9 protein-coding genes are annotated in these 14,561 nt (G+C 68.3%); 5 read left to right on the plus strand and 4 right to left on the minus strand.

Going from position 1 to position 14,561, the window contains the following annotated elements:
- Window positions 1-9: 9 nt before the first annotated feature.
- Window positions 10-2,331 carry a GH92 family glycosyl hydrolase gene (locus AC2YHA_RS01775; protein WP_487400134.1) on the plus strand — a complete coding sequence of 774 codons (2,322 nt, stop codon included), beginning with the start codon at window positions 10-12 and terminating at the stop codon, window positions 2,329-2,331.
- Between the two features lie 129 nt (window positions 2,332-2,460).
- Here the strand turns inward: AC2YHA_RS01775 and AC2YHA_RS01780 are convergent, their stop codons facing one another.
- Together AC2YHA_RS01780 and AC2YHA_RS01785 are read right to left on the minus strand one after the other, a co-directional pair.
- Window positions 2,461-3,681: an ROK family transcriptional regulator gene (locus tag AC2YHA_RS01780; RefSeq protein ID WP_487400135.1), complete on the minus strand. Its 1,221-nt coding sequence runs from the start codon at window positions 3,679-3,681 to the stop codon at window positions 2,461-2,463.
- 92 nt (window positions 3,682-3,773) lie between these two features.
- Complete coding sequence (locus tag AC2YHA_RS01785; RefSeq protein WP_487400136.1) at window positions 3,774-5,093, minus strand: sugar porter family MFS transporter; 1,320 nt, start codon at window positions 5,091-5,093, stop codon at window positions 3,774-3,776.
- Window positions 5,094-5,464: 371 nt separating this feature from the next.
- Here AC2YHA_RS01785 and AC2YHA_RS01790 point away from each other — a divergent pair, with 371 nt between their 5' ends.
- The 3 genes from AC2YHA_RS01790 (at window position 5,465) to AC2YHA_RS01800 (ending at window position 10,444) form a co-directional block, all read left to right on the plus strand.
- The gene (locus AC2YHA_RS01790; RefSeq protein ID WP_487400137.1) at window positions 5,465-6,361 is read left to right on the plus strand and encodes an ROK family protein; all 897 of its coding nucleotides are present in this window, start codon (window positions 5,465-5,467) and stop codon (window positions 6,359-6,361) included.
- Between the two features lie 135 nt (window positions 6,362-6,496).
- Window positions 6,497-8,965: a TonB-dependent receptor gene (locus AC2YHA_RS01795; protein WP_487400138.1), complete on the plus strand. Its 2,469-nt coding sequence runs from the start codon at window positions 6,497-6,499 to the stop codon at window positions 8,963-8,965.
- A gap of 60 nt (window positions 8,966-9,025) precedes the next feature.
- On the plus strand, window positions 9,026-10,444 hold the full coding sequence (locus tag AC2YHA_RS01800; RefSeq protein ID WP_487400139.1) for a sulfatase-like hydrolase/transferase: 1,419 nt from the start codon (window positions 9,026-9,028) through the stop codon (window positions 10,442-10,444).
- Window positions 10,445-10,453: 9 nt separating this feature from the next.
- On the opposite strand, the gene treF is transcribed toward AC2YHA_RS01800, so the two are convergent.
- Window positions 10,454-12,028 carry an alpha,alpha-trehalase TreF gene (gene treF / locus AC2YHA_RS01805; protein WP_487400140.1) on the minus strand — a complete coding sequence of 525 codons (1,575 nt, stop codon included), beginning with the start codon at window positions 12,026-12,028 and terminating at the stop codon, window positions 10,454-10,456.
- A gap of 38 nt (window positions 12,029-12,066) precedes the next feature.
- Complete coding sequence (gene pncB / locus AC2YHA_RS01810) at window positions 12,067-13,371, minus strand: nicotinate phosphoribosyltransferase (RefSeq protein ID WP_487400141.1); 1,305 nt, start codon at window positions 13,369-13,371, stop codon at window positions 12,067-12,069.
- 344 nt (window positions 13,372-13,715) lie between these two features.
- Here pncB and AC2YHA_RS01815 point away from each other — a divergent pair, with 344 nt between their 5' ends.
- Window positions 13,716-14,525 (plus strand): Crp/Fnr family transcriptional regulator, encoded by an 810-nt coding sequence (locus AC2YHA_RS01815; RefSeq protein ID WP_233783208.1) that lies wholly within the window; start codon window positions 13,716-13,718, stop codon window positions 14,523-14,525.
- Window positions 14,526-14,561 lie beyond the last annotated feature (36 nt).

Below are 14,561 nucleotides of genomic sequence, written 5' to 3' on the forward strand. Positions count from 1 at the left end.
GACACTTCGATGATCACCGCCAACCGCCGCCAGCTGCTGTCCGGCACCGGGCTGGCCGTGCTCGGTGCGGCGCTGCCCGCCCGCAGCTGGGCGCAGGCGCCGGCGGCGGGGAGGCCGAACCTGTTCATCGGCACCGGCGGTCACGGCCACACCTTTCCGGGGCCGTCGCTGCCGTTCGGCATGGCCCAGCTCGGGCCGGACACCGACAATGCGCGCTGGGACGCCTGCTCGGGCTATCACAGCGATGACGGCTCGATCATGGGCTTCTCGCACACCCATCTGTCGGGCACCGGCATCGGCGACATGCTCGACGTGCTGGTGGTGCCGACGCGCGGGCCGCTCCAGCTCGAGCCCGGGCCGCTCGACAATCCCGACGCGGGTTATCGTCAGCGCTTCTCCGAGGAACACGCCGAACCCGGCTATTACCGCGTGCGGCTGGAATCGGGGGTGCTGGCCGAGCTGACGGTGACCGAGCGCACCGGGCTCCATCGCTATCGCTTCCCGCAGGGGCCGGGGCATATCCTGATCGACTTCGCCCATATGATCATCGACCGGTGGGACAAGGGGACGCTGGTCGACGAGGCGTCGCTCGCGCTCGATCCCGACGGCACGCTGACCGGCAGCCGGCGCGTGCACCGCTGGGCCAAGGGACGCCGCATCCATTTCGCGATGAAGCTGTCGCGCAAGCCCGATCGGGTGCAGTTCTTTGCCGACGGGACTTCGCCTTCGCCCGAGGGCACGACGAAGGTTGCCGGCAACCGCCTCAAGGTCGCTCTGTTCTTCGACGACGCCGGCGGCGAGCCGATCCTAATCAAGACTGGCATCTCCGCGATCGACGTCGATGGCGCCCGCGCGGCGCTGGCGGCGGAGGCGCCGGGATGGGACTTCGACGGCGCCCGCGCCGCGGCTGCCCGCGCCTGGGCGAAGGAGATCGGCGCCGTCCGCGTCTCTGGCGGTACCGAGGCGCAGCGCACGATCATGGCGAGCGCGCTCTATCATTCCTTCCTCGCGCCGACCCTCTTCACCGATCGCGACGGCCGCTATGTCGGTCTCGACCGGCAGGTGCATCAGGCGCCCGAGGGCGAGCCTGCCTTCAGCACCTATTCGCTGTGGGACACCTATCGCGCGCTGCATCCGCTGCTGACGCTGGTACGGCCCGAGCGCGCCGAGATGCTGACCCGCGACCTCGTCCGCCAGACGCGCGAAAGCCCCTATGGCCCGCCGGTGTGGCCGCTGCAGGGCGTCGAGACGGGCACGATGATCGGCTGGCACGCGGTGGTGGTGCTCGCCGAGGCCTATGCGAAGGGGATCAAGGCCGACTATGCATCGGCCTGGCCGGTGATCCGCCGCCGGGCGTTCGACCGCACGATGACCGACATCGACAGCACGCTGGGGCGGAGCTTCTACTACGATCTCGGCTACATCCCGGCGGACAAGATCTGGGAGTCGGTCAGCCGCACCCAGGAATATGCCTATGACGACTGGGCGATGGCGGCGCTCGCCGAGGCGGCGGGGGCGAAGGAGGACGCCGCGGCGCTGCGCAAGCGCAGCCGCAACTACCGCAACGTCATCGACCCGAAGATCGGCTTCGCGCGCCCGCGTTTCAGCGATGGGAGCTGGTGGAAGGATTACGACCCGATCCAGCTCGGCCATGATCCGGAGAAGCACCGTGACTATACCGAGGCGAACGGCTGGCAGGCGACCTTCCTCAACCAGCACGACATCTATGGGCTGATCGAGCATTTTGGTGGCGACGCCGTGTTCGAGAAGAAGCTCGACGCCTTCTTCACCGCGCCCTCGACGCTGCCCAAGAATGCGCCGCCGGACATCTCTGGCCTGGTCGGCCAGTATGCCCACGGCAACGAGCCGGATCAGCACGCCGCCTATCTCTACGCCTATGCCGGCGCGCCGTGGAAGACGCAGGCGATGGTGCGCCGCCTGCTGGTCGAGATGTACAAGGACGATCCCGACGGCGTGATCGGCAATGACGACTGCGGGCAGATGAGCGCCTGGTTCGTGCTGAGCGCGCTCGGCTTCTATCCGGTCGATCCGGTGAGCGCGGTCTATGTGTTCGGCTCGCCGCTGTTCGATGAGGCGGAGGTCGAGGTCGGCGAGGGCAAGACGCTGCGCGTCCGCGCGCCGGGCAATGCGCCGGACCGGCCCTATGTCCAGTCGGTGCGCTGGAACGGCAAGCCGTGGACCCGCAACTGGATCGCCCATGCCGAGCTGATCAAGGGTGGTGAGCTGGTGTTCGAGATGGGGGCTAAGCCTTCGCGTTTCGGGACGGCGAAGAAGGACCGGCCGCCGTCGTTCGGGCGAGGGGCGGCCTGAGTCTGCATCATCGTCATTCCCGCGAAGGCGGGAATCCATTCTGGCTGGCCGTTGTGAGACTCATCGCCTTCAGCGACAATGGATTCCCGCCTTCGCGGGAATGACGGATTCAACTGGGACGAAGGGATTCTAAGCCGCGTAATCCGCGACGCCCGCTCCCGATGCTTTCCACAGCGCGCCGGGCTTGGGCAGCAGGAAGTGGCTGAACGGCAGGATCGCCGCGCCGACCGCGGGGGCGTCCTCGGAGAGTGCCGCGCGCGCGACGGGGGCGATCGCGGGGAACAGGTTCGTCTCCTCCCGCATCAGCGCATTGGTCCGCTCGGCGAGCTGCTCGAGCAGATGGCTGGGGAGGCGGCCGCCCATCAGCACTACCGCCGGATTGATCAGGCAGTTCACCGCGTCGAGCGGCACCGTCAGCTGCCGCGCGGCGCGCTCGATCCATTCCGTGACGCACGCATTCACCCGCGCATCGGCGGAGGGCTTGCCCATCGCATCGGCCAGCGCGAGGCCCTGGCCCTCGAGATGGCGGGCAAGGCCGGAGAGCGACACCAGCGCCTGGATCTGCTCGCCGTGACCGTTGCTGCCGGGCGCGCGCATGAAGCCGAGCTCGCCGCTGCGCCCGTCCGCACCGCGGACATAGGCGCCGTCGACGACGAGACCGCCGCCGAGGCCGGACGAGATCAGGATGTAGAAGAAACTGTTGTACTTCTGCCCGAGGCCGAGCTGCATCTCGCCCATCGCGGCGGCGGCGGCGTCGTTCTCGGTGAAGACGGGGAGGTCGAAGGGCTCGGCGAAGAGATCGGTCATGTCGATCCCTTCCCAGGCGGCATAGGCGGCCGGGCGGCCGGGCAGGTCGACCAGCCCGAGATCATCGGGCACCGCGACGCCGAGTCCCACCACCTTGCCGATCTCGACGCTGGCCTGGCGCAGCATCTTCTTGATCGAGCGGCGATAGAGCGAGCGGACGTGGTCGGGGAGGGCGAAGCTCACCTCCTCCGACACCCGGGCCAGGGTGTGGCCCGAAAAATCGACCAGCACGACGGTGATATGGTCGCGGTCGATGTTGACGCCGATCGAGTAGCAGGCGTCCCTTCGGATCACGAGCTTTGTCGGAGGCTGGCCGCGTCCGCCGCGGCGCTGGCCGGCTTCCTCGATCAGTCCGTCGTCGAGCAGGCGGCGAGTGATGTTGGCGATCGCGGGTGCGGTGAGGCCGGTGATGCCGGCGAGCTCCACCCGGGTCAGCGAGCCGCACACCCGGATCGCGTGGAGCGTCACGCGCTGGTTATGGTCGGCGGCGCGCTCGAGATTGGTGCCGGACAGGCGCGGGCGGGCGCGGGACGGGGGCGTCATGCGGTGGTTCCGCGGATGGTGGCTGCGATCACGTCTGGGCTGTCCGGTTCAATCGTTGCGGCGTGCATCGCATGTTTTCCTTGCTATCGCTATCACGAACCCTCCACCGCCTCTTCCATCGTTTCCAGCGATATGCCGCGGGTTTCGGGGAAATAGCGCCATACGACGATGAATTGCACCACCATCGCGGCGGCGAAGAACCAGAAGGGCAGCGCCTGCATGTGCTGCGCGACCACGGGGAAGCCGAAGGCGATCAGCGCGTTCATGCCCCAATGGGTCGCGCTGCCGATCGCCTGGCCGCGGGCGCGGACGGCGGTCGGGAAGATCTCCGACAGATAGACCCAGATCACCGCGCCCTGCGAGATGGCGAAGAACAGGATGAAGACGATCAGCGCCGGCAGCAGCCATGCTTGGCCCGTGCCGCTGGTGTAGATCGCCGCCACCGCGGCCAGCGCCGCCGCCGTCCCCGCTGCACCGGTCAGCAGCAGCGGCTTGCGTCCGATCCGGTCGATCACCGCCATGCCGACCAAGGTCGCGACCAGGTTGGCGACGCCGATCGCCACCGACTGCAGGTCCGCCGACAGGCCGCTGAAGCCGGCGGCGGCGAAGATGTCGCCGAGATAATAGAGGATCGCGTTGATCCCCGAGAGCTGGTTGAACAGCGCGATCGCGACGGCGAGCAGGATCGGCTTGTGGTGCCGGCGCCAGTCGAGACGCGCGCCACCGCCCTGGTCCTCGCCGGCGCGGAACTGTGCGATCAGCCGGTCGGGATCGCCCATCGAGAGCTGCCGGATCGCCTCGCGCGCCTCGGCCTCCCGCCCCTTTTGCACGAGCCACCGCGGGCTTTGCGGAATCCGCAGCAGCATCGCCAGGAACAGCAGCGCGGGCAGCGCCGCCACGCCGAGCTTGAGGCGCCAGGCGAGTTCGCCGTCGATGACCCGGCCGATCAGGAAATTGCTGACATAGGCCGCGAGGATGCCGGCCACGATGCTGAGCTGAAACGATCCGACCAGCAGCCCGCGACGCTCGGCCGGGCTGATCTCTGCGATATAGACCGGCGCCAGCACCGAGGAACCGCCGATCGCGAGGCCGCCGATGAAGCGGAAGCCGATCAGCATCGCCAGTCCGCCGCTCGCCGCCGAGCCGACCGCCGAGACGACATAGGCGATCGCCACCCACAACAACATGGTGCGGCTGCCATAGCGGTCGCCCGGCGCACCGGCGCCGAGCGCGCCGATCAGCGTGCCTATCAACGCTGCCGAGACGGCACTCCCCAGCGCGACCGGCGAGAGGCCGAAGGAATGCCGCAATGCGTCGGTCACGCCTGCGATCACCGCGGTATCGAAGCCGAACAGCAGGCCGCCGAGCGCCGCCGCCACGACCGCATTCGGATTCAAGCTCCTAGTCGCCATGCCTTGATCCCCCTCCTGTTTGACCGACCGGCATCGATCGTTGAATTATGCAAATTGAAGTATTAATCGAGCCGATGCGCTGCACAAGCGGCTCCGGGCGCGCTCGGACCCGCTCGGGACACGAGCAGGCGTCTGGCAAGGGAGAGGGGGAAGCCTTCGTATGGTTCGATGCTCCTGTCTCGTGCCGAGGACGCCGATCCGGTTCCGCCTGGCGCTCATTCCCATGATCGGCGCGATCGTCCCTCCGCCGCCTTCCGTTCCAGTCGAAAGCAAGCTGCCATGATAATCGTCCCCAGCGCCGTGTTGCCGTGCGCAATCCTTGATCCATGTTCGCCGGACGGCAAGGCTGCTCTGCGTTTCGAGGATTGCGCATGAGCGTCGGCACGGACGAGCTGCCGCTGGCGGGGATCGAGCTCGGCGGGACGAAATGCATCTGCACGCTGGCGCATGGGCCCGACGCGATCATCGACCAGCGCACGATCGCGACGACCACCCCTGACGAGACGCTGCCGGCGATCCTGGCGGCGCTGCACGAATGGGAGGACTCACATGGCTTTCGCGCGCTCGGCATCGCCTCCTTCGGTCCGCTCGAGCTGAATCCGGCCTCGCCGCGTCACGGGCAGATCCTCGCGACCAACAAGCCCGGCTGGCCCGGCACCGACGTACGCGGCGTCCTGTCCGCGCCCTTTGCCGTGCCGGTGGGGTTCGATACCGACGTCAACGGCGCCGCGCTGGCCGAGATTCGCTGGGGGTGCGCGCAGGGCCTCGACGACTTCGCCTATGTGACGGTCGGCACCGGGGTCGGAGTCGGGCTGATCGTGCACGGGCGGCCGACGCGCGGCATCGGACATAGCGAGATCGGCCATATCCGCGTGCCGCGGCTGCCGACGGATCACCTCCCCAGCGCCTGCCAGTTCCACGACGATTGCGTCGAAGGGCTCGCCTCGGGCTCGGCGCTGGTGGCGCGGCTCGAGGGGCGCGCGGTCGCCGATCTCACGCCTGACGATCCGGTGTGGGAGCCGATCGTCGATGTGCTTGCTACTATGTGCCACGCGCTCGTCTGCGCGACCGGACCGCATCGCATTGCGATCGGCGGCGGCGTGGTGTCGGGCCAGCCCCATCTGCTCGAGCGGATCGAGGCGGCGCTGTGCAGGAGCATCAACGGCTATATGGAGCTTCCGCCGTCCGACTATATCGTGGCGCCTCGACTCGGCGCCTCGGCGGGGCCGCTCGGTTCGATCGCCCTGGCGGCGGGCGCCTGCGGGTAATCGCCCGGCGGGAACAAATCCGCGATCCGGCGATTCGTGCAGTTCGCCGCCGCCACCGTTGAAAGGTGGCAGGGCGAAACTAACTAGGGGCGTAACGGCGTCACAGAGCGCCGGACATCGCAGGGAGGAGACCCCATGACCAGGAAGACCCAATTCGTCGCGCTGCTCGCCGGCAGTGCCGCGCCGTTGTCGCTGTTCGCGATGGCCGTACCGGCCCAGGCGCAGGACGCGGCGACTGCCGCACAGCCGCAGCAGACCGAACCGGCTGCTGCCGTACCCGAGGAGACGGGCGAGGACATCATCGTCGTCGGCACCGCCGGTGGCGGCACGCGGCGGCAAGATGCTGCGTTCGCCCTGACCACGCTCAATGCCGATGCGATCGCGCAGGCGGCGCCCAACAGCACCGCCGACCTGCTCCGCACCATCCCGGGTGTGATGGCGGAGAGCTCGGGCGGGCAGAACGGCGCCAACATTTTCGTGCGCGGCTATCCGTCGGGCGGCGACGCGCAGTTCGTCACCTTCCAGGTGGAAGGCGTGCCGATCTTCCCGCCGCCGACGCTGTCGTTCCTCGAGAATTCGCAGCTCGTCCGGCTCGACGAGACGGTCGAGCGGGTCGAGGCGGTGCGCGGCGGTACGGGATCGCTGTTCTCGAACGGGCAGCCGGGCCTCACCGTCAACGTCGTCCAGCGCACCGGCGGCAGCAACTTCCACGGGCTCGGCAAGATTTCCTACACCGATTACGACGAGATTCGAGGAGACGCCTGGATCTCGGGGCCGCTCGACGAAGATACCGGCTTCATGGTCGGCGGCTTCTACGCCCAGGGCAACGGCATCCGCGATCCGCAGTTCCGCGCCGAGAAGGGCGGGCAGATCACCGGCAACATCCACCACGACTTCGGCAACCGCGGTTCGGTCGAGGTCTATGCGCGCTACCTCAACGACCGCGGCCAGTGGCTGCTGCCGATCCCGATCGTCCAGGACCAGGATGGCGACATCCACGCCTATCCGGGCTTCGACGCCGGCACCGGCGCGCTGCCGGGGCGCGAGACGCGGGTTACCACCAACCTCGCGGGCCGCACCGTCGACCTCGCCGACGGGCGCGGCGCCAAGGTGATCAACACCGGCGTCAACTTCGACTATGAGATCGCCGACGGCTTCCGCTTCCGCGAGCGCGCCAGCTATCTCGGCGGCCATGCCGATACCGTCGGGCTGGTGCCGACCGAGGCGCCGATCGCCGCTTCGGACATGGCGGAGCTGCTCGGCGGCGACGGCGCGACGCTCTCGAGCCTCAGCTACGTCAACGGCGGCGGCACGCTCGCGGCGACCACGCCGGTGATGCGCGCCGGCATCTGGGAGGTGCGCAAGAAGATCTCGTCCTTCGTCGCCGACACCGGCTTCGAATGGACCGCCGGCAAGAACAAGCTGACGGGCGGCTTCTACTACGCCAACTACAGCTCGCGCGACCGCTGGACGCTCGGCAACCAGGTGCTGCTGACCGGCGAGCCCAATGCGCGGCTGCTCAACATGACGCTGACCAACGCGGCCGGCGCTCTGCAGACCGCGACGTTCAACGGCTTCACCAGCGGGCAGGGCTTCATCGTCGACGGCCAGTATGACGGCAGCGACTATGCCTTCTACGCGGTCGACGAGTTCCAGATCACGCCGGAGCTGCGCGTCGACGGCGGCGTGCGCTGGCAGCGGCACAAGATCGACGGGATGGTCCGCACGCCTGGCGGGACGGTCGACCTCGATGGCAATCCCGACACGCTCTACGACAATGCCGTCTCCGTGTTCGGCGGGCCGCGGCAGATCAACTATTCGGACTCGGCCTGGTCGTGGACCGTCGGCGCCAATTACGACATCACGAGCCAGATCGGCGTGTTCGCGCGCTACAGCCGGGGCAACAGCTTCCCGCAGTTCGACAATCTGCGTGACGCCTCGGACGCGGATATCGCGGCCCGCAGCGGCCTGGCGGTGGCGGCCCAGGTCGACACCTACGAAGGCGGCATCAAGGTCTCGATGCCGTGGATCAACCTCTACGCCACGGTGTTCCACAACAAGTTCGACGGGCTCGCGACCACCCAGCTCGTCGACAACGTGCCGCTCAGCCAGATCGGCGGTGCCAAGGCGACCGGCGTCGAATTGGAGGGTGCGCTTCGGCCGTTCCGGGGCTTCACCCTGTCGGGTGCGGCGACCTACCTCCACGGCACCTATGAGGATTTCTTCACGGGTGGCGGCACGATCGACAACACCGGCAACCGCGTGCAGCGCCAGCCGCGCTGGGCGTGGCGCGTGACGCCGGCCTATGAGGTCGACATCGGCGGCTTTAAGCCGTCGATCTTCGCGACGCTGCAATATACCGGCGACCGATTCTCCGACCCGGAGAACGAGCAGCTGCTGCCGCACTTCTATCAGCTCGATGCCGGCGTGTCGGTCGACGTCAACGATCGGATACGGCTGCAGGTCACCGGCAACAATCTGACCGACGAGATCGGCCTGACCGAAGGCAACCCGCGTGTCATCGGCTCGCAGGGCGAAGGACCGATCCTGGCGCGGCCGATCCTGGGCCGGTCATTCCGGTTCAGCGCGGCGGTGAAGTTCTGATCGTGGAGCGGGCGCCGGGTTCCGGCGCCCGTTTCCTTTTCGCGTAACCCGCGAGGGGCCATGGACCGCCGCACGCTGCTCCGCCGCACCGCCACCCTGGCCGCCGGGACCGCGCTGGCACCGGCGCTAAGGGCGGCGCCGGCGGGGCGGCAGCGCAACGTGCTGCTGCTCATCTCCGACGACCAGGGGCTCGACCTCGGCTGTTATGGCGTGCCGATCCGCACACCGCGGATCGACCGGTTCGCGCGGGCGGGGACGCGATTTACCCAAGGCTATGCCGCCGTCTCCTCGTGCAGCCCCAGCCGGGCTGTCATCAATACCGGCCTCTACACGCACCAGAACGGCATGTATGGGCTGCAGCACGACGTGCACCACCAGTCGCTGCTCGACGGGATCGAGACGCTGCCGTCGCTGCTGCGGCGCGCCGGCCATGCGGTCGCGCTGGTCGGCAAGAAGCATGTCGGGCCCGACAGCGCCTTTCCCTATGAGGTCGAGCTGGTGCCCGAGCGATCGGGCATCCGCGACGTGCGCGAGCTGGCGGTGGCGGCGGGAAGCTTCATCCGGTCCACCAACGACCGGCCGTTCTTTGTCACGGTCGGCTACAGCGATCCGCATCGCGCGGCGGCCGATTACGGCAACGACCGCCGCTGGCCGGGAGTCAAACCGGCGCGCTACGATCCGAGGCGCGTACCGATCCCGTCGCACCTGCCGGACATTCCCGCGGTGCGGCAGGACCTTGCCGAATATTATGAATCGCTGAGCCGCCTCGACGTGGGCGTCGGCATGATCCTGGACGAGCTGGAGGCGAGCGGGCGGGCGAAGGACACGCTGGTGATCTTCCTCAGCGACAACGGCCGGCCGTTCCCGGGCGCAAAGACCAATCTCTACGATCCCGGTCTCCATCTGCCGCTGATGATCCGGGCGCCGGGACAGCGGGCGAGCGTCAACGATGCGATGGTGAGCTGGGTCGACATCGCGCCGACCGTGCTCGAGTTCACCGGCGTCGCCGGACCGAAGTATCCGCTGTCGGGCAAGTCGCTGTTGCCGCTCCTCGGTGAACGGCAGGGGGTGGGGCGCGACGCGGTGTTCGCCAGCCATGATTTCCACGAGATCAACCAATATTATCCGATGCGCGCGATCCGCACGCGCGCACACAGCTATATCCTCAACCTCGCTTCACCGCTCGACTATCCGATCGCGGGCGACGTCGCCGGATCGCCGAGCTGGAAGGCGATCAGCGCCGATCCGTCGATCCGGCTCGGCAAGCGGACCCAGGCGGCCTATCTCAAGCGGCCGGCGGAGGAGCTCTACGATCTCGGGCGCGATCCCGACGAGCTGACCAACGTCGCCGCCGATCCGGCCTATGCCGGCGTGCTTTCCGACCTGCGCGAGCGGCTGCGGGCGGTGCGCGCGGCGACGCGCGATCCGTGGCTTGCCGGGCAGACCGATCCCTATGCGCACATGGAGCATGGCGCATAGGCGGTTCGATCAGCTCGCCGGAGCGTTCGCCAGGTCCGGGTAGCGCTCCAGGATCGCGCTCGCGATGCCGTTGGTCCAGCCGAAGCCGTCCTGCGTCGGATATTCGCCGCCGCCGCCGGCGCGATGCTCCTCGACGTCGTATTTCTCGAGCATCTTGCCGGTCTCGCCGTAGGTGAGCGCGACGGTGTGCATCCAGCGCTTCGAGATCTCGCGCGCGAGGTCCTTCTGGCCATAGCGGTCGAGCCCGGCGATCGCGACCCATTGCAGCGGGGCCCAGCCGTTGGGCGCATCCCATTGCTGGCCGGTGCGGACCGGCGTGGTGCGCAGGCCGCCCGGCGCGAGCAGTACGCGGCTGATGGTCGCCGCCACCGCCGAAGCCTGGTCGGGCGAGGCGGCGCCGACGAACAACGGGTAGGCGGTCGCTGCGGAAACCACCGAGGTCGGCTTGCGCGCGATCCGGTCCCAGTCGGCGTAGCGGCCCTCGCGCGAGCTCCAGAGATAGCGGTCGATCGCCGCCTTGCGCCGCTTGGCCTGGGCGGCGAAATCGCCGGCGCAGGCGGTGTCGGCGAGGGCGCGGCAGCGCTCGGCGATCCGCTCCTCCATCGCGAACATCAGGCTGTTGAGATCGACCGGCACGATGTCGGTGGTGCGGATCGTCGCGAGCGTTTTGGGATCCGGGAGCCAGCGCGCGCTGAAGTCCCAGCCGCTCTCGGCGGCGGCGCGCAGGTGGCGGTAGACCTCGCCCGCCGGACGGCCGCTCGCGCGGGCGGTGGCGACGTCCTCGGCATAGGATTCGTCGCGCGGGGTGTCCTTGTCGTCCCAATAGCGGTTGAGCAGCGAGCCGTCCGGCATCCGCACCACGCGCGCGCAGACGCCGGTCCTGTCGAGGCAGCTCGCCCCCTTCATCCAATAATCATGCTCGCGCCTCAGCGCCGCCAGCCGCCGCTTGGCGAGCGCAGGGTCCTCGCTCTTCGAGAGGTCAAGCATCAGCGCGTAGAAGGGCGGCTGCGATCGGCTGAGATAATAAGTGCGCATCCCGTTGGGGATATGGCCGTAGCGCTCGATCGTGTCGGTGAAGTCGGCGAGCATCGATTCGACCAGCGGTTGCTGCCCGTCGACGGCCAGGCCGACCATCGTGAAATAGCTGTCCCAATAATACATTTCGCGGAAGCGGCCGCCGGGGACGACATAGGGCTCGGGCATCGGCAGCGCCGAGCTACCCGGCGGCACCGGCTCGGGCTGGCGCACCAGCGTCGGCCAGAGCCTGCGGACGTGCGCGCGCACGTCGCTCGGGCCGTGGTCGTTGACGCCGGGAACGGTGAAATTGTCCAGCACGAAGCGGCGCAGCGCCTCCTTGCCGTTCGGGCGCGCCTGGGAATAGGCGGCGACGATCGCCTTGGGGTCGCGCTTCGGCACGGCGTCGACGAAAGTCTTGCCGTCAGGGAAGAGGCGCTGCGTCTGCACCGCGGCGAACAGGTCGCCGTAGAGCTCGGCCGGCGATTGCTGCGCCTGCTGAGCCGGTGCGGCGGCGGCCACCAGCAGCGCGCCCGCGAGTGCCACACCCTTCGACCATTGCCTGAACATCGCCTCTTCCTCCCTTGCCGTCCGTCAGTCAGTCCACGCTAAACCCGGACGCCGACTTCCGTCCTGCCTTCCTCGCCGAAGATCCTCAGATAGCGCCGAATCTCGTCCGGATCACCGGTCGCCTTGGCGGGATTGTCGGAAAGCTTCACCGCCGGCCGGCCGTTCGCCCGCGTCACCTTCGCCACCAGCGAGATCGGTTCCAGTCCCGCGGCGCCGTCGGGGTCGCAGCCGCGGAAGTCGTTGGTGAGATTGGTGCCCCAGCCGAAGCTCATCCGCACGCGACCGTGGAAATGGCGCCAGGTCGCCTCGATCGTGTCGACGTCCATCCCGTCGGAGAAGATCAGCAGCTTCTCGCGCGGATCGCGGCCGCGCGCCTGCCACCAGGCGATGATCTGCTCGCCCGCCTCGATCGGCGGCAGGCTGTCGGGGCGGAAGCCGGTCCAGTCGGCTACCCAGTCCGGCGCATCGCGCAGGAAGGCGGCGGTACCGAACGCGTCGGGCAGCACCACGCGCAGGTTGCCGGAATAATGCGCCTGCCATTCCTCCAGCACGCGATAGGGCGCCGCCGCGACGCCGGCATCGTCCTCGGCCAGCGCGGCGAGCACCATCGGCAGCTCATGGGCGTTGGTGCCGATCGCCTCCAGGTCGTTGTCCATCGCCAGCAGCACGTTGGAGGTGCCGATGAAGCGCTCGCCGAGCCCTTCCTTCAGCGCCTCGACGCACCAGCGCTGCCAGAGGAAGCCATGCCGCCGCCGCGTGCCGAAGTCGGAGAGCATGAGGTCGGGAAGCTGGCGCAGCCGCTCGACCTTGTCCCACAGCTTCGCCTTGGCACGGGCGTAGAGCACGTCGAGCGCGAAACGGCCCTTGCCGCGCATCGCCGCGCGCGACCTGAGCTCGTTGACGATGGCGAGCGCGGGGATCTCCCACATGGTCGTATGCGTCCAGGGGCCGTCGAAGGTCAGCTCATACTGGCCGTCGACCGCACGCAGCTCGTAGTCGGGCAGGCGGAAATCGCGCAGCCAGGCGATGAAGTCGGGCGCGAACATCTGCTGGCGGCCGTAGAAGCTGTTGCCGGCGAGCCAGATCAGCTCCTTGTTGGTGAAGCGCACGGTGCGGGCATGGTCGAGCTGCTCGCGCAGCTCGCGTTCGTCGATCACTTCGGCGAGCCGGACCGACTTGGTGCGGTTGATGAGCGAGAAGGTCGCCTGCACATCCGGATGCAGATGCCGGATCATCTGCAGCATCAGGAATTTGTAGAAGTCGGTGTCGAGCAGGCTGCGGACGATCGGGTCGAGGCGGAAGCCGTGATTGTAGGTGCGGGTCGCGATGTCGGTGACGGCCATGTGCCCCTCCCAAGAACAAGGGACATCTGCCTGCGCTCCTATGCCCGCTGCAAGCATTGATCCGTGCGGTGGGTTAAAGGCCGATAATCCCAAGGAGGTAGCGCGCGGACATTATCGGGGACAGCCGGTGCCGCTGTCGCGATCAATCCACCGACGTCGGAAACTCTTGGGCCGCGCAGGGGTTCTTCTACGGTGGACAACAGGGAGGATGCCCCGGCCGGCGAACCGGCCAGGATCACTCCCCTTGTTCGACGGAATATTCATCCGACGAGTTCGGCCGCATGCCGCCGCATGGTGGTGGAACGTGATCGGCCCCTCTTCAGCCGGAGGAGGAGGAGGTCGGTATGGAGATCCTGCACGAGCGCAATCCCGACATGGCGACCTTGGATGGTGATACCGGCCGCGAGATGGCGGAGCAGGCCGTCACCCGGTCCCCCGAAACGCAATCCGCTCATCGCAAGGAGGTGAGTCCGGGTCTCCGGCGACTGGCGACGCTGACCTCTCTCGACGAGGCCGAGCTGATCCGCATCGCTTTCATGGCCGAGCGCACGCAACGCAGGGTCAAGGCCCGGTCGGAGCTGATGCGGGAGGGTGATCCCATCGCGCGACCGCTGCTCATCCTGTCCGGCTGGGCCGCGCGGATGCGCACGCTCTCGAACGGGCGGCGGCAGCTTCTGAGCCTGCTGCTGCCCGGCGACCTGATGGGGATCGGGCGCGGACATCAGCCGGTCGCGCTCAGCACGATCGTCGCGCTGACGGATGTAGCGATTTGTCACCTTCCGCGTCAGGAGGAACTCGATCCCGACTCCGGCCTGGCGGCCGCCTATGACCTCAGCCGCACGCTCGACGATCATTATATGCTCGCGCAGATCATGCGGCTGGGGCGCCTTACCGCCTACGAGCGGATCGCGGACTTCCTGCTGGAGCTGTACGAGCGGCTCGAGCCAGCCGGCGTCGCCCGCGGAGGCAGTTTCCCGATGCCGCTCACCCAGGAACTGATGGCGGACGCGATGGGGCTGACCAGCGTCCATGTGAACCGCACGCTCCAGGCGCTCCGGCGCGAGGGGGTGGTGACGATCGGCAACAGCATGGCGACGCTGCACCAGCCGGCCGCGCTGGCCGAGATGGTGGGGCATCGCGTGCCGATCTTCTGACGGCCGGGGTATCGAACGCTCGACAGCGCGCGCCGA

The sequence above is a fragment of the Sphingomonas sp. SRI_018 genome, from assembly GCF_057586275.1.